General features: G+C 59.2%; 32 protein-coding genes and 1 tRNA gene. 26 read left to right on the forward strand and 7 right to left on the reverse strand.

The window, feature by feature from the left end; all coding sequences use genetic code 11:
* Window positions 1-27: 27 nt before the first annotated feature.
* From VH564_RS04760 to VH564_RS04795, 8 genes are read left to right on the forward strand one after another with little or no spacing between them, the layout of a single operon-like run.
* Window positions 28-510 carry a phage tail fiber protein gene (locus VH564_RS04760; protein WP_423338633.1) on the forward strand — a complete coding sequence of 161 codons (483 nt, stop codon included), beginning with the start codon at window positions 28-30 and terminating at the stop codon, window positions 508-510.
* A complete protein-coding gene (locus tag VH564_RS04765) occupies window positions 507-1160 on the forward strand; it encodes a hypothetical protein (protein WP_423338634.1) in 654 nt (217 codons plus the stop codon). Before VH564_RS04760 ends, VH564_RS04765 begins: the two co-directional genes overlap by 4 nt.
* Before the next feature lie 13 nt (window positions 1161-1173).
* Window positions 1174-1512, forward strand: coding sequence for a hypothetical protein (locus VH564_RS04770; RefSeq protein ID WP_423338635.1), 339 nt, complete (start codon window positions 1174-1176; stop codon window positions 1510-1512).
* 3 nt (window positions 1513-1515) lie between these two features.
* Window positions 1516-2952: a baseplate J/gp47 family protein gene (locus VH564_RS04775; RefSeq protein WP_423338636.1), complete on the forward strand. Its 1437-nt coding sequence runs from the start codon at window positions 1516-1518 to the stop codon at window positions 2950-2952.
* 2 nt (window positions 2953-2954) lie between these two features.
* Window positions 2955-3662, forward strand: a complete 708-nt coding sequence (locus VH564_RS04780; protein WP_423338637.1) for a DUF2612 domain-containing protein — start codon at window positions 2955-2957, stop codon at window positions 3660-3662.
* Between the two features lie 11 nt (window positions 3663-3673).
* Entirely contained in the window at window positions 3674-5002 is a 1329-nt protein-coding gene (locus VH564_RS04785; protein ID WP_423338638.1) for a gp53-like domain-containing protein, read from the forward strand.
* A gap of 3 nt (window positions 5003-5005) precedes the next feature.
* A complete protein-coding gene (locus tag VH564_RS04790; protein ID WP_423338639.1) occupies window positions 5006-5365 on the forward strand; it encodes a tail fiber assembly protein in 360 nt (119 codons plus the stop codon).
* Between the two features lie 12 nt (window positions 5366-5377).
* On the forward strand, window positions 5378-6532 hold the full coding sequence (locus VH564_RS04795; RefSeq protein WP_423338640.1) for an SGNH/GDSL hydrolase family protein: 1155 nt from the start codon (window positions 5378-5380) through the stop codon (window positions 6530-6532).
* A 10-nt stretch (window positions 6533-6542) separates the two neighbouring features.
* Here VH564_RS04795 and VH564_RS04800 read toward each other — a convergent pair whose 3' ends face one another.
* The gene (locus VH564_RS04800; RefSeq protein ID WP_423338641.1) at window positions 6543-6761 is read right to left on the reverse strand and encodes a hypothetical protein; all 219 of its coding nucleotides are present in this window, start codon (window positions 6759-6761) and stop codon (window positions 6543-6545) included.
* Window positions 6762-6971: 210 nt separating this feature from the next.
* Here VH564_RS04800 and VH564_RS04805 point away from each other — a divergent pair, with 210 nt between their 5' ends.
* From VH564_RS04805 to VH564_RS04840, 8 genes are all read left to right on the forward strand, one after another.
* Window positions 6972-7724, forward strand: a complete 753-nt coding sequence (locus VH564_RS04805; RefSeq protein ID WP_423338642.1) for a peptidoglycan-binding protein — start codon at window positions 6972-6974, stop codon at window positions 7722-7724.
* Window positions 7724-8077, forward strand: coding sequence for a hypothetical protein (locus VH564_RS04810; RefSeq protein WP_423338643.1), 354 nt, complete (start codon window positions 7724-7726; stop codon window positions 8075-8077). Before VH564_RS04805 ends, VH564_RS04810 begins: the two co-directional genes overlap by 1 nt.
* A gap of 4 nt (window positions 8078-8081) precedes the next feature.
* Window positions 8082-8468 (forward strand): hypothetical protein, encoded by a 387-nt coding sequence (locus VH564_RS04815; protein ID WP_423338644.1) that lies wholly within the window; start codon window positions 8082-8084, stop codon window positions 8466-8468.
* Window positions 8469-8808: 340 nt separating this feature from the next.
* Window positions 8809-9147, forward strand: coding sequence for a hypothetical protein (locus tag VH564_RS04820; RefSeq protein ID WP_423338645.1), 339 nt, complete (start codon window positions 8809-8811; stop codon window positions 9145-9147).
* A gap of 45 nt (window positions 9148-9192) precedes the next feature.
* Window positions 9193-9603, forward strand: a complete 411-nt coding sequence (locus VH564_RS04825) for a hypothetical protein (RefSeq protein WP_423338646.1) — start codon at window positions 9193-9195, stop codon at window positions 9601-9603.
* A gap of 70 nt (window positions 9604-9673) precedes the next feature.
* Window positions 9674-9952, forward strand: a complete 279-nt coding sequence (locus VH564_RS04830) for a hypothetical protein (RefSeq protein WP_423338647.1) — start codon at window positions 9674-9676, stop codon at window positions 9950-9952.
* Window positions 9949-10164 carry a hypothetical protein gene (locus tag VH564_RS04835; RefSeq protein ID WP_423338648.1) on the forward strand — a complete coding sequence of 72 codons (216 nt, stop codon included), beginning with the start codon at window positions 9949-9951 and terminating at the stop codon, window positions 10162-10164. The genes VH564_RS04830 and VH564_RS04835 overlap by 4 nt, the downstream gene beginning before the upstream one ends.
* Window positions 10154-10645 (forward strand): hypothetical protein, encoded by a 492-nt coding sequence (locus VH564_RS04840; RefSeq protein WP_423338649.1) that lies wholly within the window; start codon window positions 10154-10156, stop codon window positions 10643-10645. Before VH564_RS04835 ends, VH564_RS04840 begins: the two co-directional genes overlap by 11 nt.
* 70 nt (window positions 10646-10715) lie before the next feature.
* Here the strand turns inward: VH564_RS04840 and VH564_RS04845 are convergent, their stop codons facing one another.
* Window positions 10716-10949, reverse strand: coding sequence for a hypothetical protein (locus VH564_RS04845; protein ID WP_423338650.1), 234 nt, complete (start codon window positions 10947-10949; stop codon window positions 10716-10718).
* 684 nt (window positions 10950-11633) lie between these two features.
* Between VH564_RS04845 and tuf the strand changes: the two genes are divergently transcribed.
* Window positions 11634-12809 (forward strand): elongation factor Tu, encoded by a 1176-nt coding sequence (gene tuf, locus VH564_RS04850; protein ID WP_423338651.1) that lies wholly within the window; start codon window positions 11634-11636, stop codon window positions 12807-12809.
* A 93-nt stretch (window positions 12810-12902) separates the two neighbouring features.
* Here tuf and VH564_RS04855 read toward each other — a convergent pair whose 3' ends face one another.
* Window positions 12903-13490, reverse strand: a complete 588-nt coding sequence (locus VH564_RS04855) for a histidine phosphatase family protein (RefSeq protein ID WP_423338652.1) — start codon at window positions 13488-13490, stop codon at window positions 12903-12905.
* Window positions 13491-13632: 142 nt separating this feature from the next.
* Here VH564_RS04855 and VH564_RS04860 point away from each other — a divergent pair, with 142 nt between their 5' ends.
* The 7 genes from VH564_RS04860 to VH564_RS04890 all read left to right on the forward strand — a co-directional run bounded on the left by VH564_RS04860 (window position 13633) and on the right by VH564_RS04890 (window position 17900).
* Entirely contained in the window at window positions 13633-14526 is an 894-nt protein-coding gene (locus VH564_RS04860; RefSeq protein ID WP_423338653.1) for an NAD-dependent epimerase/dehydratase family protein, read from the forward strand.
* A 126-nt stretch (window positions 14527-14652) separates the two neighbouring features.
* A tRNA-Trp gene (locus VH564_RS04865) sits at window positions 14653-14728 on the forward strand.
* A gap of 279 nt (window positions 14729-15007) precedes the next feature.
* Window positions 15008-15610, forward strand: coding sequence for an alpha/beta hydrolase (locus VH564_RS04870; protein WP_423338654.1), 603 nt, complete (start codon window positions 15008-15010; stop codon window positions 15608-15610).
* A gap of 75 nt (window positions 15611-15685) precedes the next feature.
* Window positions 15686-16465 carry a DNA polymerase III subunit epsilon gene (locus VH564_RS04875; protein WP_423338655.1) on the forward strand — a complete coding sequence of 260 codons (780 nt, stop codon included), beginning with the start codon at window positions 15686-15688 and terminating at the stop codon, window positions 16463-16465.
* Window positions 16466-16576: 111 nt separating this feature from the next.
* Window positions 16577-17002 (forward strand): hypothetical protein, encoded by a 426-nt coding sequence (locus VH564_RS04880; RefSeq protein ID WP_423338656.1) that lies wholly within the window; start codon window positions 16577-16579, stop codon window positions 17000-17002.
* Window positions 17003-17333: 331 nt separating this feature from the next.
* Window positions 17334-17543, forward strand: coding sequence for a cold-shock protein (locus VH564_RS04885; RefSeq protein WP_423338657.1), 210 nt, complete (start codon window positions 17334-17336; stop codon window positions 17541-17543).
* Window positions 17544-17663: 120 nt separating this feature from the next.
* Window positions 17664-17900: a hypothetical protein gene (locus VH564_RS04890; RefSeq protein WP_423338658.1), complete on the forward strand. Its 237-nt coding sequence runs from the start codon at window positions 17664-17666 to the stop codon at window positions 17898-17900.
* A gap of 537 nt (window positions 17901-18437) precedes the next feature.
* On the opposite strand, the gene VH564_RS04895 is transcribed toward VH564_RS04890, so the two are convergent.
* The 4 genes from VH564_RS04895 to VH564_RS04910 all read right to left on the reverse strand — a co-directional run bounded on the left by VH564_RS04895 (window position 18438) and on the right by VH564_RS04910 (window position 22439).
* Window positions 18438-18767 carry a hypothetical protein gene (locus tag VH564_RS04895; RefSeq protein ID WP_423338659.1) on the reverse strand — a complete coding sequence of 110 codons (330 nt, stop codon included), beginning with the start codon at window positions 18765-18767 and terminating at the stop codon, window positions 18438-18440.
* A 30-nt stretch (window positions 18768-18797) separates the two neighbouring features.
* Complete coding sequence (locus tag VH564_RS04900; RefSeq protein ID WP_423338660.1) at window positions 18798-19316, reverse strand: YidB family protein; 519 nt, start codon at window positions 19314-19316, stop codon at window positions 18798-18800.
* 113 nt (window positions 19317-19429) lie between these two features.
* Window positions 19430-20911 (reverse strand): alpha-amylase, encoded by a 1482-nt coding sequence (gene amyA / locus VH564_RS04905; protein WP_423338661.1) that lies wholly within the window; start codon window positions 20909-20911, stop codon window positions 19430-19432.
* A gap of 187 nt (window positions 20912-21098) precedes the next feature.
* A complete protein-coding gene (locus VH564_RS04910; RefSeq protein WP_423338662.1) occupies window positions 21099-22439 on the reverse strand; it encodes an MFS transporter in 1341 nt (446 codons plus the stop codon).
* A 464-nt stretch (window positions 22440-22903) separates the two neighbouring features.
* On the opposite strand from VH564_RS04910, the gene secE reads away from it, so the two are divergent.
* Window positions 22904-23104, forward strand: coding sequence for a preprotein translocase subunit SecE (secE, locus tag VH564_RS04915; RefSeq protein ID WP_423338663.1), 201 nt, complete (start codon window positions 22904-22906; stop codon window positions 23102-23104).
* A gap of 18 nt (window positions 23105-23122) precedes the next feature.
* On the forward strand, window positions 23123-23653 hold the full coding sequence (gene nusG / locus VH564_RS04920) for a transcription termination/antitermination protein NusG (protein WP_142822272.1): 531 nt from the start codon (window positions 23123-23125) through the stop codon (window positions 23651-23653).
* Window positions 23654-23676 lie beyond the last annotated feature (23 nt).

Below are 23676 nucleotides of genomic sequence, written 5' to 3' on the forward strand. Positions count from 1 at the left end.
GCCCCGCTCTAAGTCAGGAAACCTCAAATGGCCTCCATTACCTCCGCCAATGCAATCATCACCCTGACTATTCCAGGGCTTTTCAACACTCCGGTGCAGCTTCAGGGCTTCTCCGCAGACAACATCTACGAGAGCGAAGTCCAGGAGATTGCCGAGACGTCGATGGGCGTCGACGGCAAGCTCTCGGCCGGCTACGTGTTCAACCCGATCAACCAGACGTTCATGGCTATCATCCCGCCAGACAAACCCAGGCAGGGAAGAGCAACGTTGATCTCGCCCGAAACGGGCATGGTCGGATACCCGGCGTTCAATCAGAACAATGTCCTGGTCGCCGCAATATTCAACCCGTCACTGCTTTACGGCGGGGAAATCGAGGTCAAGAGCGACCTGACCCCGGCCTGCGGCAAGTGGAAGGTCATTCGCCTCGAGTACGAGTTGGAATCACTTGTGCCGAAGGGGAAGTGGTTCATGAAGATTGAAGCCGTCCAGATCGGGGCAACGACGCCATGACAGAGGGCTATTTCGGGCAGCGCGGCCTTACCGCGAGCACCTCGGATTACAACGCTCACGACTTTCATATCGAGCAGGCGCTTGGAAAGGTCAGGACCTCGGTTCCGGTCAAGATCATTGCTGTGCATGGCGGTGGGGTCGGGGCGCCTCCTACAGTTGATGTCCAGCCGCTGGTCAATCAGATCGACGGGCAGGGGAACCAGACGCCGCACGGCATCATCTACGGCCGGCCATGCACACGGTCGCAGGGCGGCGGGAATGCCGTCATAAACGACCCTCACGTCGGGGACGTTGGACTTCTTGTCATCAGCGATCGAGATACCTCGTCTCTGATCTCCAATGAGGGGACGCAATCAAACCCCGGCTCGTTTCGCATGCACGACATGGCGGACGGGATTTACCACGGCGCCATGCTGAACCCGGCCAACCCGAACCAGTATGTGCAGTTCACTGAAACGGGCATGAAACTGGTCGACATGAACGGCAACGTGATCGAGATGAAATCCGGCTCGATCGCCATCACCGGAAACCTGACGGTCTCAGGCAGTATCACTGCGGGCTTTGGCACGGGCGACGCAGTGAACCTGCAGACCCACACCCATCCGACAACGCCACCGGGGCCTCAGGCGCCGCCAAACCCAGGGAGCTGATGTGGATACCCTCTTGTTGGACACGGACGCATGGGATTTGGCCGTCGATGCCTCGGGTAACATCGCGGTGGCGACCCAGCCCTATTCACTGGCGCAGGACGCCGCAAGCGCGATCAAGCTCTTCGAGGCGGAACTGTACTTCGACACGTCAAAAGGCATCCCGTACTTCGCGGAAATATTGGGGGAGGCGCCGCCGATCTCCTTGCTCAAGGCATATCTGGTCAAGGCAGCCCTCACAGTGCCAGGCGTGGTCTCAGCCAAGTGCTTCATCACCTCTTGGGAAAATCGCGTCGTGCGCGGCCAGGTGCAGACTACCGACGCCGCCGGAAACACGACTGCAGCAGGATTTTAAGTCATGACAGTAACGACAAGCGTCCCGAGCCCCACGTTCGGGGACAACGGCTTCATCGTGCCGTCGACGACTGATATCCTGAATGGCGTCATTTCCGACATCAACACGGCGTTCGGCGGCAATCTCAACCCATCCCTTGAGACGCCACAGGGGCAGCTGGCCTCAAGCGAAGCGGCAGTAATCGACAACACCAACCAGATTTTCCTCTGGTACACGCAGCAGTCTGACCCGGCTTACGCCTCCGGCCGCATGCAGGACGCGATAGCCAGGATATACTTCATTGAGCGCAATGCCGCCCAGCCGACCGTGGTGCAGGCGCTGTGCACCGGTTTGGCCGGTGTCGTCATCCCTGTGGGTTCTCTTGCCACGGCCTCCGATGGAAATCAGTATGTCTGCACCTCGGCTGGGACGATCCCGTCAACCGGCAACATCACGCTGTCGTTCGCGTGTACGGTCACCGGCCCCATCCCTTGCCCAGAGGGAACTCTCAACGCGATCTACCGGTCGATCCCTGGCTGGGACGCAATCACCAACGTCTCGGACGGCGTAATCGGGAATGACGTCGAGAGCCGGTCGGCTTTCGAGGCCAGGCGAGCCCAGTCTGTGGCTCTCAACTCAAGTGGATCGCTGCCGTCTGTCAAGGGTGCGGTTCTAAACGTCGCCAATGTGATCGACGCCTACGTGACCGAAAACAACACGGACACGACGCAGGTCATCGGCGGGGTCACGCTGGCAGCCCATTCGATCTATGTCGCTGCGGTCGGAGGTACATCAGCAGACGTCGCTCAAGCGATATGGTCGCGGAAGGCCCCAGGCTGCGCCTACAACGGCAATACGACGGTGACGGTGTTGGATAAGAGCGTTGGTTACTCTCCGCCTTACCCTTCCTACCAGGTGAAATTCCAAATCCCGAGCTCTCTGCCGATCTCGTTTGCTGTCAACATCGCCAACACATCGTTGGTTCCCGCCGATGCAGCCGTTCAAATCCAGAATGCCATCATCAACGCCTTTGCCGGCGGCGATGGAGGGGCAAGGGCGAGGATCGGCACGACGCTGTATGCAAGCCGGTTCTACACGCCGATCGCTTCCCTGGGGTCGTGGGTGCAGATCATTTCGATCGAGATTGGGTCACCAAACCTGCCATCGGCGACGTTCACCGCCTCGATCTCAGGAAACACCATGACGGTCACTGCGGTTGCGTCCGGGGCTCTCGCCGTCGGCCAAACGATCTCGGACACCACTGGCAACCTCACGGTTGGGACTACGATCACGGCGCTGGGCACCGGTTCCGGTGGGACGGGCACATACATCGTCAGTAATGCCCGAACCGTCGCCTCTGAGGCCATGACGTCCGTCGTCGCAAACCTCTTCAATGTTGGCGTCCGTATCGATCAGATACCAACGATCTCCGCCAACAATATTCAAGTCACCTTGGGCTGATCATGACAGATACCGGCCGCGATTATCCTCCAGGCACAAGGGAGGCAGGCTTCGGCGTGCCTTTCGACGTCTGGCAAACGGTGATTTCCGAGTACGCCAATTCTCCGATACTGACGCAGCTCGTCCTCAACATAGACGCCTATCTCGACCCAAATGCCAATCTGAATTCCTTCTACGACCTCGTCCTGAACCTTGATACGGCAGTGGGGTATGGTCTTGATCGATGGGGCCGCGTGGTTGGCGTCAACCGGGTTCTGAAAATTCCGGTCGAAAGCTGGTTCGGGTTTGCAGAAGGTTTGCCGGGGTCGTTTACCTTTGGCCAGGGGGCCTTCTATTCCGGGGCGCCGCTGACCAGCAATTTTGAACTGTCGGACAATGCGTATCGCCTCCTGATCTTGGCAAAGGCGGCTTCCAACATCACGAATGGCTCGATCCCTGCCATCAACCAGATCCTACTCAATCTCTTCCCAGGGCGCGGCAACTGCTACGTCACGGAAGGCTATGTCAACGGGCCTTGGTTTGGGTTCACTGAATCAACGACCGCGACCGGGTTCAATACCGCACCGTTCTATTCGGGAACGGCAATCGTGAACATGACGATGTCGTACGTGTTTCGCTTCCCGCTGACCCCTGTCGAACTCGCGATCGTCCAACAGTCCGGCGTCTTGCCAAAACCAACCGGCGTCTCCTCGTCGGTCGTCCTCCTTTAGGGGAAATTTTCATGCAGATTTCGAACCTTCCCGCCACCAAACTGGCGATCCCATTCGCGTCTTCAGCCGGCGGCGGGTATATCCGCACCATTCCGCAGGCGTCGCAGATCGGTATTACCAACGGTGCGGCCTCGCTTACCGATGGATTCCCGCCGCTGAACTTTCTTCCGGTCGGGTCTGGGGGTGTCCCTCCATTCGGGCAGGACATGAACGGCATCCTGAACGAAATCACGGCGTGGACGCGTTGGCAAAATGCCGGCGGACTGGTGCCCTATGATTCCGCGTTCTCGACGGCTATCAGCGGGTATCCACAAAGCGCGCTGCTCGCCGGGACGGCTGCGGGGTCTCTCTTTCTCAGCACTGCCGACAACAACACCACGAATCCCAATTCAGGCGGCGCCAACTGGATTGGCGTAGCCACCGCTCCGACAGTGCAGACCGGCCAGTACACCTATGCAGTAGCTGGCGGCACGGCGAACGCTCTCACGGCCACGCTCACGCCAGCGCCAGCGTCCCTAACGACCGGCATGGTGATCCGGCTGCTCCTGACCAACACGAATACGGGGGGCGCGACCCTCAACGTCAACGGGCTTGGTGCTGTGGGCATAGTCCGCAACGATTTGACCGGGCTGCTGAACAATGATTTGGTCACTGGCACCGCCGTCGAGTTGATTTTCAACGGATCGTTCTGGCAGCTCGTTGGGCTTCTGAACACGACAAAGCCCTTCTATCAGGGCGTAGCGTCAGCCGGCGGCACGTTGACGGTTGCCCAGATCGGATCTGTTGTCCAGTTCGGTGTCGGCGCAGGTGCCTTCACGGTCAATTTGCCTCTTTCGTCAACGTGTCCCAATGGCGGACGCATCAACTTCTTCCACAACGGCAATAATCCTGTGACGCTCCAGATCCAAGGGGTTGATCAAATCGGTTATGCCGACGGTACGCTGTCAAGTTCTATCGTGGTCAATACCGGCGATACGCTGGAATTGCTATGCCTCGGTTTGTCTGCGACATGGCTTGTAATCGACGGCAGCATGGGCAACCGCGCCGCAAGCGATTTCAAAAAAGTCCTGACAGCCTCTAACGGTTATCAAAAGCTCCCCAACGGCATGATTATGCAGTGGGGAACAGGAACGGGCAGCGCGTCAGGCGCGGTCAACGTCACGCTACCAACCACATTTCCTGGCACGGCTCGTTCACTTGTGATCAGCGTGCAGGGCAGCACAGCCACCAGCGTTTGTGCGAACTACACCGCGCTAACAACTTCTGGCTTTACCGCAACAACCACATTCGGTGGCTCGTTTGCAGCCTTGACTTTCAGCTACATAGTTCTGGGGACCTGAGAAATGGCGATTTTCTACAGCGCGAAAACGGGCGGTTTCTACGACCCGGAAATTGTCTCTGAAATGCCATCGGATGCGGTGGAGATTTCGAGCGAAGAATACTCCGCAGTCCTTGAAGAGCAAAGCGCGGGTAAGGAAATCACGCCCGACGGCAAAGGGAAGCCGGTCGCGTCTTCCGTTGGCCCCATGACGGAAGACGCGGCGCGGGCGCAGCGCGACATACTCCTGAGGGAGTGTGACTGGACTCAACTTGACGACGTTGCGATCAACAAAGCCCGATGGGCAACTTATCGGCAGGCCCTCCGCGACGTGACTGCACAAACCGGGTTCCCGGCTAAAATCAAGTGGCCGACAAAACCCTGAAAGGGACGGATTATGCTGACCGGCACAAACGCGACATTCATTTTCGACGGAGATAGTCTGTCCGCATGGCCAGGGTCATTTGCTTGGCTGTTTCGAGACATGAGTTTCGCAGCGAATCGAAAAGCCTATTATAATCTCGCTGTGGGTGGCCAGGTCATAGCCCAGGTTGTTGATCGCTACGAACCCATGGTCTATCCGCATCGCCCAGACACCCATGGGGGCGACGGGGGTGACGCCGCATTTTATCATATCCTCGTCGGCACCAACGTTTTCAATCTAAATACCGCCAGCACCTCGAGTGATCTCATTGACCCTCTGGCGGCTTTGGTGTCGCGGGCAAAGAGCGACGGATTTATCGTCATCGTCGGAACCCTGACGCCTTTCGGCGACGCCTTGTCCAGCGGATCGATTGTCAAGCGTCTGCAGTCAAACGCTGCCATTCGGCGCAACACGATCGGCGCAGACCTGATACCGGACTATGCGTCTGTCCTGCCGAACGCTTTCGACGCAGACATCTACCCTGATAAGCATCACCCGGGCCCTCCGGGTCGGTATCTGATGGCGAAGTATTTGAACGAGGGCCTGACGCGAGGATATTTCGACAACAAGAGCTTCGTGCGCGTCGAGCCGTGGAACAGGAATGACATCGAGCGCGAGTGGCAGTTGACTGCCGGGGGGCTCTACGTGCCGTACCTTGACGTGTTTCGAGAGATGAAAATCTCAGGGCAGATATACCCCCAAGAGATGCACGGAAGTCAGCTTATCCCCGCTTGCGAAATCGCGATGCGCTATAGCTCGACGAATGGCGTCGCTAACGATTGGATTGGGTCGGGTTATAAAGCCCAGTTCCTTCATCACGTCGGCAACGCCGTCACGGCGCAGCCTAGCACTCCGGATCACATCCCTTTGAGCGCCGGCAAGTTGGCCACTCCAAGTGCGGAAAACTGCATAAACTTCGAGATCACGATCTCCAATTGGAACAAGCCGACTTACACCAAGGCCAAGGTCAGGGTCGATTATTTCGACCAAGCCACTCAAATGATCGCGGAATCCCACGGCACTGTCTGGCACACCGGCAACACTCAGATGAACGCCTTCCAGATGTACTCGGTCTTGGGTGACCAGACGTTCAGCGGCTATGTCAGGCTTGAAGGTATCAAAGGATAGGGCTGCACAGTCACCGATCGTGGATGAACTGCTCGAAATCCTTCTGGTCTTTCTCGTAGTCGACCATTTCGACGTCCGTCAGAGACCGGTAGCGGAGCCGGCCATCGACCTTGCGGACCATCAAGAGCCCGCGCTTCCATGCCCCATCGGTCAATTTCCGAGGCAACCAGACGTTCGTCCAATGCCACTTATCGCTGAGAAGGCCAAGCTTGCAGAGTAGCTGGATCATGACGAACCCCGGTTCGGTTTTTTGTGAGCTCATCAATAATCACGACTTACGCGGGTAGTCGAGCGTTTATGCGCAACGTCACCCAAGATTGCACCAAGGCGCCGCAGCGGTGACCTCTCTATTCCCAAAGGAAAGACACATGAACACCGCGAAACTCTTCGCAGCGGCTTGCACAACCGCGTCGGTGGCATCTCTGCAAGGATGGTTGATATGAACAATCTTGATCGATGGAACCTTGCGAAGTTCACGCGATCCGAGCAGATCGAAGCGATGTCGGCAAAGATCAGCGCGAACCGTGCCCGCTATGACGCAGTCTCGATAAAGACCGGCGTTCCGTGGGACGTCATTGCAGTCATCCATTCCCGTGAATCGTCGTGTAACTTCGCAGGCGTCCTGCATAACGGAGAGCACATCATCGGGACAGGACGGAAGACGACGCTTGTCCCGAAAGGACGGGGGCCATTTGGGACGTGGGAAGATGCAGCGATCGATGCGCTGATGAACTGCGCTCCATATGCTGGGAAAAACACGGATTGGTCCCTGGCCAACACGCTGGACCTTCTCGAGAGCTACAACGGGCTTGGCTATCGCAAGAAGGGCCTGCCGTCGCCATACCTTTGGGCCGGAACGGGTCAATACACCAGCGGCAAATACGTGGCGGACGGTCATTTCGACCCGGGCGTTGTAGATCAGCAGATCGGGGCTGCAGCTATCTTGATTTGTCTGCGCGGGAGAGCCGCTGTGCAGCCCGCGGCGACCCCGCAGAGCGCTGTCACGGTTTTGAAGGTCGGCAGCACCGGCGATGCGGTCAAGGCGCTGCAAACCGCGCTAGGCGTAACGGCTGACGGTTCATTTGGCCCTGCCACTCAGTCGGCCGTGATCGCGTTTCAGCGCAAGTCGAATTTGGGTGCTGATGGTGTTGCCGGACCCAAAACGCTTGCCGCACTCCAGGCTCTACGCTGATGTGGAACTACATCATAAACTCCACTCTGAAGCGTGAAGCCGCCACGGTCCTGATGCTATGGCTGCTGGCGATGTCCACATTCATCATCGTCAAGGGTCCGCCCGACACTCAGATGCAGGTGCTTCAGCTCTTCGCGCTGCCGATCAGCCTGATCTTCGCCGGAGCGTACGGTTTGGACTGGATCAGCAAGCAAACCAACATCGCTGGGCCGCCGGCGCCGATGCGCGAACCGGGCAGCATGACGCCGATGGCACCGGTCGCAACGGATGTCGTGGTGAGCACGCCATCAGATAATAGCCAGCCTGGCGATACCACGGTGACGACCTCGACCAACAATGTGGCCTCAGGGTGATCCAATGACCGCAATTCTCGGGTTTTTCCTAACTTCGAAGATCGGGCGAGGGCTTGGCGTCCTCGCTCTTCTGGTAGCCGCCTATTTCGGCTTCATGCTGTGGCTTGCGGCGCACGATGCGTCAGTCGCCAACGCGGCCCGGCTCGGGTACGTCGAGCTCGCCGAAAAGACGACAGCCGAGGCGAAGGCCACCGAGCTACAGCGCCAGCTTACCGCAGCCAACCAGTCCCTTGCCGACAACGAGAAACAGCGGCTTGCCGACGAACTCATTGCCCAAGCCCAAGATGCACAGACAGCGACCGAGGTATCCGAATATGAGCAGAAATTGGCTCTCGCTAAGCGCAAGTGCAATCTTGATGGCGGTGACGTGCAGTTCCTGCTCGCTCACTGACCGGATCGACAAAGCGGCGACCACGGCTGGGAAAATCCAGGCCGGCGTCAATCTCCCTCCGCTGCCGACCGACTGCCGGGTCATTCAGCCTCACTTTGCCATCACAGAGGGCGCAGAAGCGCGTTCCGTCATTGTTGGGGAGCGTGGAGCGCTGAACAAGGCAAACGCTCGGTTGACACGCTGCGCCGGTTTCTATGACGGCGTGAAAACTAGCTTCGCCAAATGATCTGGTTCTACGCCTTCCTCGTGTCGATATCGGCGTTGCTGATCCTGCTCGGGCTCGAGTGGGCGCCGCTGCTGACGAAAATGTGTCAATGCTAAAACTGAAAAAGGAAAATCAATGCCCGAAATGCAAGACATCGTCGCCGCCGGCGTCAAAGAGCAGGCCCTGATCGATAAGCACCTGGCACTGGCCTACAAGGCGGCCGGTCGCTATTCGAAGGTGGTCGAGAACGCAGTCATCGCCGGCATGATCCCGAAGGCGCTGGACGCCAAGAAGATGCTGGCCGAAAGCCGTGTCCTGCCGGGCAAGATCGCCGAAGCCGCAGTGCTTGGCGCCGAGCTCCATATCAGCGGGACTGCAGTTGCTGTTGCAAATGACGTCGATCTGGGGTCTCCTGTCTCCGTTGGAGGCGTCAAGATTGGCGGTTTCCATACAGAAGGCGGCGGAGGTCGGTGAGCGATGCAAAACGTTTGGGCATATTCAATTCTGATACTGTCCGTCGTGACCCTGGCCATCGCGTGGAAGGTTCCCCGCGCATGGCTGTGGGTGGCTTTGCTGGCAACCGATTTCATCGCCACCAGTCTTTTTTGGGACTATGGGAACCATGAGTTTCATCCGATCTTTACCCTAGCGGTCGACGGGCTGGTGTGCCTCGCCGCTCATCTATGGGCACAGGAAAAATGGGAACTCGGCTTCTTTCTCGCCTTTTTGTCGTCGGTGTTTATCAGCCTCCTGAAGTTGGCCGGCTTTGTCCCGAGCAATCTCATCTATGCGTCGTTCCTCGAGCTGTTCAACTACTGCGCCCTGCTGCTGATCAGCGGGATCGGCATTCTGGACGTCACCGCCCGGCATGAACGCGGTTTTCTTTCTTCTCTCCGTCGCAGTCTTCATAGCGCTCGTAGCGCTGTTTAAGGACAAATGGGACGATATCCATGCGCGGCACTCCAAGCGGGGCCGTCGTAAAAACAAGTGAACTACCCAGATGTTTGAAGATGCGATCGGTGCTGCGGCGAAAAGCCTGGCCAGCACAACCCTTGGTGCGCTCCTTTTTTTGCTTCTCGTCGGCTATTACTTTACGGTCAAGATGCTTCGGCAAGACATCGAAAAGGTGGAAGCCGAGTTGAAAAAAGAGCGCGATGATCATGAAAAAACTCGGCAAGAGCAGAAACAGGATCTCCGGAGTCTTGGGAACGTCGTCATTGCGGTCGACCGTATGAGAGACGCGCTGATCGACAACTCCTTAGGGAGAAGGGCCCCATGACCAGCATGATCCGCCGGTTCTTCGGCATACCGAAGCCACAGCTTCGTGCAGAGCCCCACCTCGAGGCGCAGTATCGCGAAACAGCCGCCGAGCTGTCGCGAGAACGTCAAGAATTTCGACAGAAGGTCCAGGACACCCGGAGCGGGGCTGAGATCATGCGCACATGGGACGACGCACTAGCGATGGTCCAGAGGGGAAGACATGAAAACTGAAGCTGTCAACTGGTTGCTTCTCCGCTCGGTCGGAATATTTTGCTCATATTGCATCATCGGGTTTTTCACCCCCAAGCCCTACGTGTCCAGCATCATCGGGATGGGTGCCCTCATGGTCGGCGGCATGATGTTCGTCCGGTACATCGAGACCTGCTATGAAATCATCGTCAAGCAGCGCCGCGGCAAGATGGGTGGCCATATCGCCATTCTGGGCGCCGGTGCTGTCGGCTTCGGCCTCGTCTTCTCCGGGATGTTCCGGATTATCTGGAGCTATTACGGCAGCCCTTCAGAATGGGCAGGGACGGCGATCTCCAGCTTCGGGCTGTTCATGATCGTTCTCGGCTCGTATCTCATTGCTCGAGCCCCTGACGCGGTTCAGGTGCGGTCCAGATTCCCATCCGGGTTCTGGCAGAAGACCGGAGTGCTGATGCTCATCATCCTCGCGTTCGTGGCCGGTACCCATTTCGCCAGCTTCCAATAGCCTGTCCCGAATACACCAGAGCCCCGGTTCACCTTCATTGGTGGCCGGGGCTCTTTTTCGCGTTTATGGCCTATCCCGTGTAGCTGCCGAATATCATCCTGGCCTTCTTCGCGCCGCAAGCCGAGCATTTGAGCCGGCGCTCGATATCCGTGACCAGCGCGTGCTCGAGCGATCGGGGCAGGGCGTCCCGGTCGAGTTCCTTCTCGTCTCCGCATCCGCCACACTGGACCTGAATAATCAGGTGGCTGGGGCAGACGTGGAGATATCCAGGGTTCCAGCCTGGGACGGGTAGAAATCGGCGCATGCGGCATCCTCCTCGAAAGGATCGGGTTGTCCGCATGACGGGCGAGATTTGGGACGGATGGGGACGCCTGTCAAGATGGGAACATCAGCAGAACATTTGCGTCAACGTTTTCGCGGTGGCAGATGACCGCAAGCAGAACAAAGTGACACGCCGCCTTGGCATCATTGAGTATTCTGGAAGCCTTCCAAGCTGAATATGCGGGTTCGATTCCCGCTACCCGCTCCAGGGTCTCGGGAACAGAATTTCGAAAATCTTTATATCGTGGCTCTAACCGAGCGTGTGAGACGACGTCATCGCACAGCGCTCGGCTTCGCCTTAAAGGCTTTCTGGCTACCGAGAGCGATCCCGCCGAGCCAACTCGTCGTCAAGCCCGGCAATGCTGCGAAGCGGATGCGCATCCTTTATAGTGGTTATAGTGGTCGGCATCAGCAGGACGTTGCAAGGCCGCCATCCACTTCCCATCTAAAGGCTTGAACCGACAGGCGCATCCTATCTCTTTCGCCCTAGCCGGCGAATTTCTTGGATCGAAACGACGACGCTCTCCCGCATTGCGGCAATCGCCGCTCGCGGGCGAAAAACGGCGGGCGCAATTAAGTCTTGCGCTCCTGCGGCGAAAGCCTTAAACGGCGGCACTAAACCGGTTCGCCGGGGTCACCAATCCTACGTTCATCAGGAAGCATTCAAATGGCAAAGAGTAAGTTTGAGCGCAACAAGCCGCACGTTAACATCGGCACGATTGGCCACGTTGACCACGGCAAGACGTCTCTGACGGCAGCGATCACGAAGTATTTCGGCGAATACAAGCGTTACGACCAGATCGACGCTGCACCGGAAGAAAAGGCCCGCGGCATCACCATCTCGACGGCCCACGTCGAATACGAAACGCCTGCGCGTCACTACGCCCACGTCGACTGCCCCGGCCACGCCGACTACGTCAAGAACATGATCACCGGTGCTGCCCAGATGGACGGCGCGATCCTGGTCTGCTCGGCTGCCGACGGCCCGATGCCCCAGACCCGCGAGCATATCCTGCTTGCCCGTCAGGTCGGCGTTCCGGCTATCGTCGTGTTCCTCAACAAGGTCGACCAGGTCGACGACGAAGAGCTGCTCGAACTCGTTGAGCTCGAAGTGCGCGAACTTCTGTCGTCCTACGACTTCCCGGGCGACGATATCCCGATCATCAAGGGCTCGGCTCTGGCCGCTCTCGAAGATTCGGACAAGAAGATCGGCGAAGACGCCATCCGCGCCCTGATGGACGCTGTCGACTCGTACATCCCGACGCCTGAGCGTCCGATCAACCTGCCGTTCCTGCTGCCGATCGAAGACGTGTTCTCGATCTCCGGCCGTGGTACGGTTGTCACGGGTCGCGTTGAGCGCGGCATCGTCAAGGTCGGCGAAGAAGTCGAAATCGTCGGCATCCGCGCAACCGCGAAGACGACGGTTACCGGCGTTGAAATGTTCCGCAAGCTGCTCGATCAGGGCCAGGCTGGCGACAACATCGGCGCGCTGATCCGCGGCGTCACCCGTGACGGCGTCGAGCGTGGCCAGATTCTCTGCAAGCCAGGTTCGGTCAAGCCACACAAGAAGTTCATGGCTGAAGCCTACATCCTGACGAAGGAAGAAGGCGGCCGTCATACACCGTTCTTCACCAACTATCGTCCGCAGTTCTACTTCCGCACGACCGACGTGACGGGCATCGTCTCCCTGCCAGAAGGCACGGAAATGGTTATGCCTGGCGACAACGTCACCGTTGCCGTCGAACTGATCGTGCCGATCGCCATGGAAGAAAAGCTGCGCTTCGCGATCCGCGAAGGCGGCCGTACCGTCGGCGCCGGCATCGTCGCCTCGATCGTCGAGTAATCGACTGAAGGCTTGGATTTGAGAGAGGCCCCGCTGGCGACAGCGGGGCCTTTTTGCGTTGTGAGGCTCAATGACGGGAGACGCGGCCGCGGGTCAGGCGCAGTCGATCCGCTTGATCCCGCCTTCCGCAAGCGCGAAGATCGCATCCTGTGGCACGTCGAGGCCAAGTGCATCGGCCTGGTCGAGGCCCGCAAACAGACCGCGAAGGACCCGGCCGGCGATGCCGTGAGACACGACGATCTTGGTAGGAGCTGGGTCTTTCACGATGTCGTCCAAGGCGCGCTCCAGGCGCTCAGAAAAGACCGTGTAGGTCTCGCCGTCGGGAGAATGGAAGAACCACTCGAAGCGACCCAGACCAGCACGCGCATCGGGCCACTCCATGTCGATTTCGTAGTCTGTCAGACCGTCCCAGGCGCCCATGCCGATTTCCATCAGTCGAGCGTCCAAACGAATGTCGCTGGCAATACCGCTGATCTCGGCGATGATGCCGGCTGTGTCCCTTGCCCGGCCGAGGGGACTTGAGAAGATCGTGGTGTCGGCCGGGTCGATCAGGCCGCGAAGTGCGTGAGCGATGCGTTCCGCCTGCTGCCGACCGAGAGCGGTGAGCGGCGAGTCGACGTGACCCTGCCAGCGCCTGACAGCATTGAATTCGGTTTGCCCATGTCGCACCAGATAAATCATGATCACGGTCCTTCTGTCGTCATGCCGGAGGCTGCATTGCCACTAACCCATGCTGCCGCGGCTTGCCATGGCGCGCAGAACAAAGAGCCTTGCGTTTCTGTCTCATCTGCCTATCTCTGCCTCCTGACGAGGAGGAAACATCATGACAAAGCGAATTCTATTCACCGGCGGTTCGGGCAAGGCCGGGCGCCATGTGGTGCCGTGGCTGGTCAATGCCGGCTATCGCGTCCACAATATCGATCTGGTGCCCCTCGATAGTCCAGGCGTCAGCAACCTGATCGTCGATGTCACCGATCAGGGACAGGTCTTCAATGCGCTGTCGATGCATGCCGATTTCGACGATCTCGACAGGGGCGGCGGCGTTCAGCCCTATGACGCGGTCGTCCATTTCGCCGCCATTCCGCGCATCCTGATGCGGCCCGACAACGAGACCTTCCGCATCAATACCATCGGCACCTACAACGTCATCGAGGCCGCGGTGAAACTAGGCATCAGGAAGATCATCGTTGCTTCCAGCGAGACCACTTACGGTGTGTGCTTCGCCGAGGGCCATCGCGATTTCCACCAGTTCCCGCTCGACGAAGACTACGACGTCGATCCGATGGACAGCTATGGCCTGTCGAAGGTCCTGAATGAAAAGACGGCGCGGGCCTTCGCCGAACGCTCCGGCGCCGATATCTACGCACTGCGCATCGGCAATGTCATTGAGCCGCACGAATACGATCAGTTCCCGACCTTCTTTGCCGATCCCGAGATCCGCAAGAGAATCGCCTGGAGCTACATCGACGCCCGGGATCTCGGCCAGATCGTCCACCGCTGCATCGAAAAGGACGGCTTGGGCTTCGAGGTATTCAACGCGGCAAACGACACGGTATCGGCCAACACGCCCTCGCGTGAATTGGCGGCGCGCTACTATCCCAATGTGCCGTTTACCCGTGAGATCGGTGAATTCGAGGGTCTTCTGTCCAACAGAAAGATCCGGGAGGTGCTTGGCTTCGTCGAGGAGCACGATTGGCGCCGCTACGTAAAGGTCTGAGGCAAGACGGCGCGCGGCGGAAAAATCGAAAAACGCACTTGCCAATTTCCGCCGCGCGCCGTAAAGGGAGCGCCATGCTTCCAAAGGGCATCCGGCCATCGGCCGGAAGTTCGCATGGTAGCCTCTAGGGGTATAGCTCAGTTGGTAGAGCGGCGGTCTCCAAAACCGCAGGTCGTAGGTTCGAGCCCTGCTGCCCCTGCCATTTTTCCTAACGACTTCATATTAGATCACGCACGACTTCAGGCGATGAGCGATCACCTTATCGCAGGGTGACGCGTCTTGACGGTGCGGGCCGGAACTTCGAAATTTGCTCTCCGCATCTTGATCGGCGACCTCTCGATCCACATTTTCAATCCACCATCCGCATCGACCGACGCATGCAGCGACAATTCTGTCGCGCCCTCGCGTGCGCGGGTCGGGGCGCTCTCCGCACGGGCCGAGCGCTCTCAGTGCTTATTCAACCCGCAAAACGCGAGATATCATGCCCTCCCGATCCCATCTGGTCATTCTGCTGCACGGCATCGGCGCATCCGGCGGCCAGCTTATGCCGCTCGCCAGCGCCTGGCGGACGGACCTGCCAAGCGTCCGCTTCATTGCGCCCGATGCTCCTTTCCATGCGCAATACGGCACGGGGCACCAGTGGTTCAGCCTGGACGGGCAAGAACTGCAGCCGGCGCGCATTGCCTCGGTTCGCAAGGCTTTCGATACGCTGATCGGTGAGATCGTCGAGCGGGAAGGGTTTTCCGACGCCCGCGACCGGGTCGCCTTCGTGGGTGTGTCGCAAGGGGCGATTGTCGCTCTCGATGCGGTGGCTTCGGGGCGCTGGCGGGTCGGTGCCGTCGTTACCTTCGCGGGCCTGCTGCCGCCGGTGGCGATAGCGTCCGCGGGTAAGGCAACGCCGCTGATGCTGATCCATGGCCAGGATGATAGAACGATCCCGCCCGCCGCCAGCACGGTCGCCGCCGCCCAGCTTCGCGGTGCCGGCTTTAACGTCGATCTGCAACTGCTGCCGGCAACGGGGCACACCATTTCCGACAAAGGAGCAAGGCTCGCTCTGGAATTCCTGCGAACGACACTCATTTGACCGAGAAGGAACCCTTGCCGCGGATCATGCCCTCAGCTTGACTGTCGTGGCTATTCCCGTGGAGAATAGAGAGCCTTGAAATCACCAGCTGACATCAGCGATAGCGGGCCCGGCGCCCGGATCCGCGTTATTGACCTCGAGACAGGGGGCAACGGGCCGAACGATGTCTGCGAGATCGGCTGGCAGGATGTCGTGCTCGGTCCGGACGGTCGCTGGCAGGTCGATGGCGATCGTGGTGGCGTTCTCGTCAATCCCGGCCGCCCGATGTCGCCGGACACCATGGCTATTCATCACATCATCGACGCCGACGTGGTCGACGCTCCCTACTGGCGGGACGTGGCAAGCTCCGTCCTGCAACCGGATGGCGGCGTCATTGCGCTCGCTGCCCATCGCGCGGCTTTCGAGCAGCGTTATTGCACACCCCGTCTCAGCGGCGGCGCTGCCTGGATCTGCACCTGGAAATGTGCCCTCAGGGTCTGGCCGCAACTTTCCGGGTTTTCCAATCAAAAGCTGCGCTATCAGCGGATGCCGGAGGGTTTGGTCCGGGAGATCGGCCTCCCGGCCCACCGGGCGACACCCGATGCTTATGTCACCGCGCATCATCTGCGTGATCTGCTCAACGAAGCGCCGCTGCAACAACTGCTTGTCTGGAGCCAGCAACCCGGGCTGCTGCCCCGCGTAAGATCCGGTCCGGACCGGGGAAAAAGCTGGGATAGGCTGGGAGAGGCGGCGTTGCGCGAGTTTTGCGTCGATCGGGATGTCGATGTCCGTTTTACTGCGGAGACAGAACTGCAGCGCAGGGCTGGCGTGCCAGCCCAGTCGGCGCAGGAGCCAACGCAGGGGACGCTTCTCTGACCGAATGCCGGCGTGAAATAGCGGCGCCCATCGACAAGCTGTTCACGACCCCATGCATCTTTTCAGCCGGTAGTGCGTTGTAGCTGCAGAAATAACTTCGAGGGATTGACTATGGACCCGATCACCGCCGCCACCAGCGTGGGTACTGACGACAAACTGCAAGCCCATCTGGCAGAGATGGAAGCTGAAGCGCTGTCTGCGGATGAGGCTCCAGTCGATGAGATCCAGTTGGCGCGGCACACGCGCGTGAAGGCATTGCAGGCGGAAATATCCGGGCTGCAGGAACGCCTTGACGGCATCAAGGCGCGCCTCGCAAGGACGCAGCGTCAGGCTGTCAATGTGGTCAAGTCCGGTGCGGAATGGGCGGACGCGAGTGCTCATCAGCAGCTCGGCTCCTACCCATGGGCCAAGCTCGCAGGGGCAAGTGCCGCCACATTCATCGGAACCCGTCTGCTGCGGGCGCTGCCGCTCGGCGGCATCGCGTCGATCGCCATTCCTCTGATCGTCTCTCAGATCAAGGCGCGGAACACACGCTGAGACAGGAACGGACCACGCTTAAGTATGGTGCCCGAGAAGGTAAAGCTATCCGCCCTTCCGGCGGAGTCTAGCTGTTGTAAGGGACCCGTTTAGAGGGATGGGTCGTCAGAAATTGAAAGAAAATTCAGCAATCGGTGAAATAATTCGCTTAGAGGTTGACACCCGCTCATGAACTCCCTAATTAGTGGTCATCGATCTTTTGCTTGCTGAACTTTGGTTGCCGCGCGATTAGCACCGCGCCTGACGAACTTCCCTTTCAAAATACATCGCTATCACCATCCACAAAGCGCTCTGCTTTGCGGAATCCTCCAATGCTTTGAAAGGGTTTATCATGACCACAGGCACAGTAAAATGGTTCAATTCCACCAAGGGCTTCGGCTTCATTCAGCCTGACAACGGCGGCGACGACGCTTTCGTTCACATCTCGGCTGTCGAACGCGCTGGCATGCGCGAAATCGTCGAAGGCCAGAAGATCAGCTACGATCTCGAGCGCGACAACAAGTCGGGCAAGATGTCGGCCTGCAACCTTCAGGCTGCATAATTCAAGTTTCTTCCTCGCTTTGACCACGGATGTACTGGCACTGCGACGAAAGAACTTTCCAAGAGGCCGGGTTTTCCCGGCCTTTTACGTTTTTATCGACGACACGATCGGAGACTTCTCATGGCAGAAAATTCATCCAAGGCTCGCGAACAGGCTGAGATCGCATTCGCCGGCACCCAGACCCATTTTTACGCGCGCGGACAGGCTACAGAAGAACTCGACGCCATGGTTGCCGAGCGTGAATCCAAGACCGCCCGCCTGCGCGAGGCACGCCTTGCCAAGGACCGCCGCGACCTCATCGCCGCCACGGCAGCCAAGCTGCAGAAGCGCGCCGGAAAAGCCTCCAGCAAGGGCTGAGCCTGCTGAAGCCACGACGCCCTGGGCGCTGGTACCGAAATTTGTGAGATCGTGAATTTGTGGCCTCCACGTCGCGCTTGCTGCTGGGTGGATCTGTGCCCCATCAGTCTCGGTGGGTCGGGTGGCTGGCATTTCCTCGAGGGCTGCGGGCGAGGGCACTGCCTCGGTCAAATCTCATGCCGCCGCCCGTGCATAGCTGGCGGGTTGACGGTGGCCCTGCGACCGCGCAACGGGTCGCTACACGGCTGAGACGCTATTTAACGCCCCTCTCAATAGCACCGACACGCTTGCGACAAGCATATGCAAAATTGCCCCATAGCGTCTGGATGTCGCTCGGGACTTGCAGCAGAGCATTTTATGAAAGCTCACGCGGCTGCGTAAGGCTCAGTGAACAGCGGCAACCGCCCGATTGTATTCGGCAGTGCAGGCGTTTCAAAGCAAATCCTTGCTGCGGCGATGCCGCGCAAGGAGCGGTTCATTGTTTTAAGACAGAGAAAACGGACCGCCGCTGAGCTAGCGGCGGCAGTCCGGTCTATATTAGCGCGTGGCGCCCCACACGAAGGCCAGAGCGGCGACGATGCCGACGGCGGTGAGGGGATTATCCGAAATCGTCTTCCGGATATCCGCCCCGACACGGTTGAGGTCGGCACTGATGGAAGCGCCGGCGCCCCGGGCCGAGCCCCAGTCATCACTCTCGTGCGAATGCGCGCGATCGGCCGGGATGGTGCTGATCGTCATCGAGACGGGGTCGGAGGCCGGGAACGTATCTTCGAGCCCCTCCTGCAACGCATCCTTGCCTGTCACGCGTTGCACACTTTGCTCCTTGCGCAGGGAGGCAACGGCCGGCGAGATATTTTCGTTTGTCATATTCGTCTCCTTTGAATCAGGGATGCGCAGCTATTGCAGAAGCTGCGCGAAGGATTTTTCTTCAGGCACAGTGCCGTCAGGCGTCAGATCATTGACTGCATTGGGCAGGTCCCGTGAAAGGCGACTGAGAAGCTCCTGCTCGCTCAGTCCTGTCTTCTCGATGAGTTCTTGCAGGACGTCTGGACCAAGAGCTTGCGAAAGCTGGCCACTGCCGATCGATTGGTTTTCACCGGTGGAAATCCAGGAGTTCGCGGCATCGGCCTGACCGTTGCGCTGAAACTGGTCCAGCAACCCGCCCAAGCCGCCGCTGAGGATGCCACCGGCGCTGGCGCCGCCGAGCAGACCGCCAAGCCCGCTCTGTGCGAGCTGGCCAAGCGTCCCGCCGAGGCCGCGTTGCTGGCTATCGGCTGGTTGGGCGCCCTCTTGCCGCGGAGAGGCGGTAGCCCCGGCATTGGTCAGGTTTCGAAGAACAGCAGCGATCTGGTCGCGATGCTGGTAACCCGCAACGGCGAGCACGCCGAGCAGGGCTTTCATGGGGCCAAGGTTCATAATCTATCTCCCGCCTTCGATTGCAGTGAACAATGCTACCGACGTAGGATTGTTCCCTGCGTGGCTCCCCGGCCCGAACTTTCCGTCGGGCCCGGAGCTCAATACATCATAACTCAGGCGGTCTGCCTGACCCAAACGCTGACGCTGCCGCCGTTGGTGGGAAAGACGCCCTTGCCATCGTCGCCCAGCTGGACCTGGTCGTCGCGGTGGCCCAGATAGTCGATGAAAATACCGCCGGCGTGACCGGCGCCCAGTTCGACCGTTTTCGAGCCATTTTCTCCATTCGACAGGATGACGACGCAGCCGGGCTCATCGGCAGTGCCGTGTCGCACAAAGCCAATGCAGTGGGGATCGTCGAACAGGTCGGTTTGCGGCCCGTTGGCGAAACGCTGTCGGGCCTCGACGAGCTTGGGCAGGCATTCGATCACAGGCATATCGACGGAGCGCTCGTGGCCGTCCTTGGCATCCGTGTAGCTAGCGCCGTAGAGGTCGGGATAGAACACGCATGGCACGCCCTGTTCGCGCAGCAGGATCAAGGCATAGGCCAGCGGCTTGAACCACGGCTCGACGGCCGCCTCAAGCGACTGCAGCGGCTGGGTATCGTGGTTGTCGACCAACGTCACCGCGTGGGCTGGAAGAGCCGATACGAGCGAACCGTCGAAGATCGTGCGCATGTCGAAATCACCACCTTGTTTGGACGCCTCGTGGAAGCGATGATGGAGTGCGACGTCAAACACCATGAGCTGATGATCGACCAGGTCGAGATAGTTCTTCAGGACGTCCATGTCGGGGTGCCAGTATTCGGCCACGACGAACAGATCGCGCCCGGCAGTGTCGCGCATATGGCCGACCCAATCGCGGAAGAACCAGGCCGGGATATGCTTGGCGGCATCCAGGCGAAATCCGTCGAGCGGCAGCTGCTCCGCCATCCACCGACCCCAGTATTTGAGTTCTTCGTAGACGGCCTTGTTGCGCAGTTCGACATTGGCGCCCATCAGGTAATCGAAATTGCCGTTTTCCTGATCGACCTCCTCGTTCCATTCGCCGTCGCCATATTCGTTGACAAGGCGAAACACGCCTGTCTCGTCCGGTTGCTCGATGACATCGACGCCGCTGAAGCACTTCATGTCCCAGATGAATTTGGAATGGGTGCCGTTGCGGCCGGGGAAGGTGAAGCGGGTATAGGCAAGCGCAGAAAAGGCTTCGTCTTCGATCTTTGTGCGGTCATCGGCATCGACGCGGCGAACTTGGACGCTCTCCTTCTCGTCGGCTCCCATCTTGTGGTTCAGCACGACATCGAGGATGACCCCGACACCATTGCTCTTCAGAGCCGCGGTTGCCTTTTCCAGCGCCGCTCGGTCGCCGTATTTGGTGGCGACGGTGCCCTTCTGCTCGAACTCGCCGAGATCGAAGAGATCGTAGGTATCGTAGCCGACCGAATAGCCGCCGGCCGAGCCCTTGTAGGCCGGCGGCAGCCAGACGTCCGTAATACCCATCGCAGCCAGGCTTGCCGCCTTGTCAGTCACCTCGCTCCATAGCCGGCCACCGTCCGGATAATACCAATGAAAGAATTGCATCAAGGTGCGACCGGCCATGATTGTCCCGTTTCTATTGTAAGGAATGCGCCAATAACGGACGTGTTGGGAAAGCGTTCCGACGCACGGGCCGCATTTGTTGAGCAAGGCATGGTCGCTAGACTGGCGAGCCACGATGCCCGAAACGGCAAACGGCCCGGATGCGTCGCACCCGGACCGTTCTTGTGTCTATCCGTGGGATCAGCGGCTAGCGGGCGACCGATCCGGCGGGGTCCTGGCTCCTGGACAGGAGAAGGGCAAGCGCCGTGCAGACGGCGCCGGACAGGAGATAGGCGCCAATCGCCCAGATCCCGAGATGGGCCGCGAGTGCGAGCACGATGAGCGGCGCGAAGGCCGCACCGATCAGCCAGGCGATGTCGGATGTGAAGGCCGAGGCGGTGTAGCGGAAGGCGGGGGCAAAACGCGTGGCGACTGCGCCGGAAGATTGCCCGAACGAAATGCCGAGGACGAAGAAGCCGACGAGCAGAAACACGTTCTGACCAGCTTCACCCAGCGACAGAAGGAAGGGCGCCGCAAAAGCAAAGAGGGCGATCAGAAGCGCCCCAAACAGCAATTCACGCGACCGACCGATCCTGTCGGCAAGAAGACCGGAGAGGATGATGCCAAGAACAGCCAGAACCGACGCACCCACCTGCCAAAGAAGCATATCGGCCGGTCCTCGCTTGTCGGTGGCAACGCTCCAGCTCAGCGGGAAAATCGTCACCAGATAGATTGTCGCGAAGGCTGCGAGCGGCACGAACGATCCGATCAGGATCTCCTTGCCCTGAGTACGGATTGTTTCCCAGACGAAGCGTGGCTCCAGCTCGCGTTCGATCAACGCCTGCTCGAAGGCCGGCGTGGCAACGATGCGCAGCCGCGCGAACAGAGCCACGACGTTGATGGTGAAAGCGACGAACAGCGGATAACGCCAGCCCCAGGAAAGAAAGTCCTCGTCCGAAAGGTTGCCGACGAAGTAGCAGAAGAGAGCGGCGGCCAATGCGAAGCCGATCGGTGCGCCGAGCTGCGGGATCATGGCATACCAGCCGCGCTGATTTGCTGGCGCGTTCAGCGCCGAGAGCGATGCGAGCCCGTCCCAGGCACCCCCCAACGCCACGCCCTGGATGATCCGGAAGATCGCAAGCATGACGATGACAGCAACACCGTAATCATCGTAGCTCGGCAGGAAGGCGACCGCTGCGGTGGAACCGCCGAGCAGGAACAGGGCTATGGTGAGCTTGGTGCCGCGCCCATAGGCACGATCGACCCACATGAAGAGCAGAGACCCGAACGGGCGCGCCACAAAGGCGAGGGAGAAGATGGCGAAGGAGCAGAGAATCCGATTGGTTTCTCCGTCCACAAAGGGAAACATCAGGCGCGGAAAGACGAGGACGGATGCAATGCCGTAGACGAAGAAGTCGAAGAACTCCGATGTGCGGCCAATAACGACGCCGATCGAGAGGTTGCTCGGTGCACTGCTTTCACCCCGGTGTATGTCGCGGGCGTCGTCTTCCATGGACGACGATTTCGGGTTCCCGGTCTCTTGGTTCATTGTGCATCCTCGTTTTCATAGCTCTACGTGAACCTGCAACGCAACTGACCGAGAATGGTTGCGAAGCGTAGAGAACATTCCTTGAGCTACCAGTGCGCAAGGGAACGCAGGCTTCGGGGCGAGGGGAGGCAACGCGCCGCGCTCTACGAGGCCCGAAATCACTTGAAACAACGCGAACGCGCGTGCTAGAGACTATGCGCCGAGGTTGATGACAGGGATCCGTTTCTCTGACGTCGCGTCTCGCAGGGCAGTGTCCTGCAGGCCTCGCCTATAGATTGCCGATCTGACCAGCGCGATGGTTTCGCTGCTTCTCGGGTCGGTTTGTCGCATCTGCGGCAAAATTCGTCGGTCGTCGATTCACCTCTTGTGAAAAAGGGAATCGGGGGTTATGTAGGGTTCAACAGACACGCGGTGCGTGGGGCTGATATATTCAGCTTTACGCGCCGTAATTGCGTGGGCAGTCAATGGCATCCAAATCGAATCCGCTTGTGTTTCTCCGGCAGGTGCGCTCGGAGACGGCGAAAGTAACCTGGCCTTCGCGCCGTGAAACGGTGATCTCCACCGTCATGGTTCTGGTCATGGTCGTGTTCGCGGCTTTGTTCTTTTTTGCTGCGGACCAGCTGATCGGCTGGATTCTTAGCTACGTGCTGCAGGCCGGCAATTAATATCGAGTGGAGATGAAGATGGCGGCACGTTGGTACATCGTCCACGCTTATTCTAATTTTGAAAAGAAGGTCGCCGAGGACATCGAGAACAAGGCGCGTCAGAAGGGTCTGTCGCACCTGTTCGAAAAGATCCTCGTCCCGACCGAAAAGGTGGTTGAAGTGCGCCGCGGCCGCAAGGTCGATGCTGAGCGCAAGTTCTTCCCGGGCTACGTCATGGTTCGCGCCAATCTGACCGACGAAGCCTACCACCTGATCAAGAATACACCGAAGGTCACCGGCTTCCTCGGTTCCGACAACAAGCCGGTTCCGATCCCTGACAGCGAAGCTGATCGTATTCTCGGTCAGGTTCAGGAGGGTGTCGAGCGGCCCAAGGCTTCGATCTCGTTCGAGATCGGCGAGCAGGTTCGCGTTTCCGACGGTCCGTTTGCCTCGTTCAACGGCACGGTCCAGGACGTCGACGAAGAGCGTTCGCGCCTCAAGGTGGAAGTCTCCATCTTCGGTCGCGCCACGCCGGTCGAGTTGGAATACGCGCAGGTCGAGAAGGTCTGATTTCGAATTCACCATCCGTCATT

Source organism: Rhizobium sp. HT1-10 (assembly GCF_049472505.1).
GTDB lineage: Bacteria > Pseudomonadota > Alphaproteobacteria > Rhizobiales > Rhizobiaceae > Rhizobium.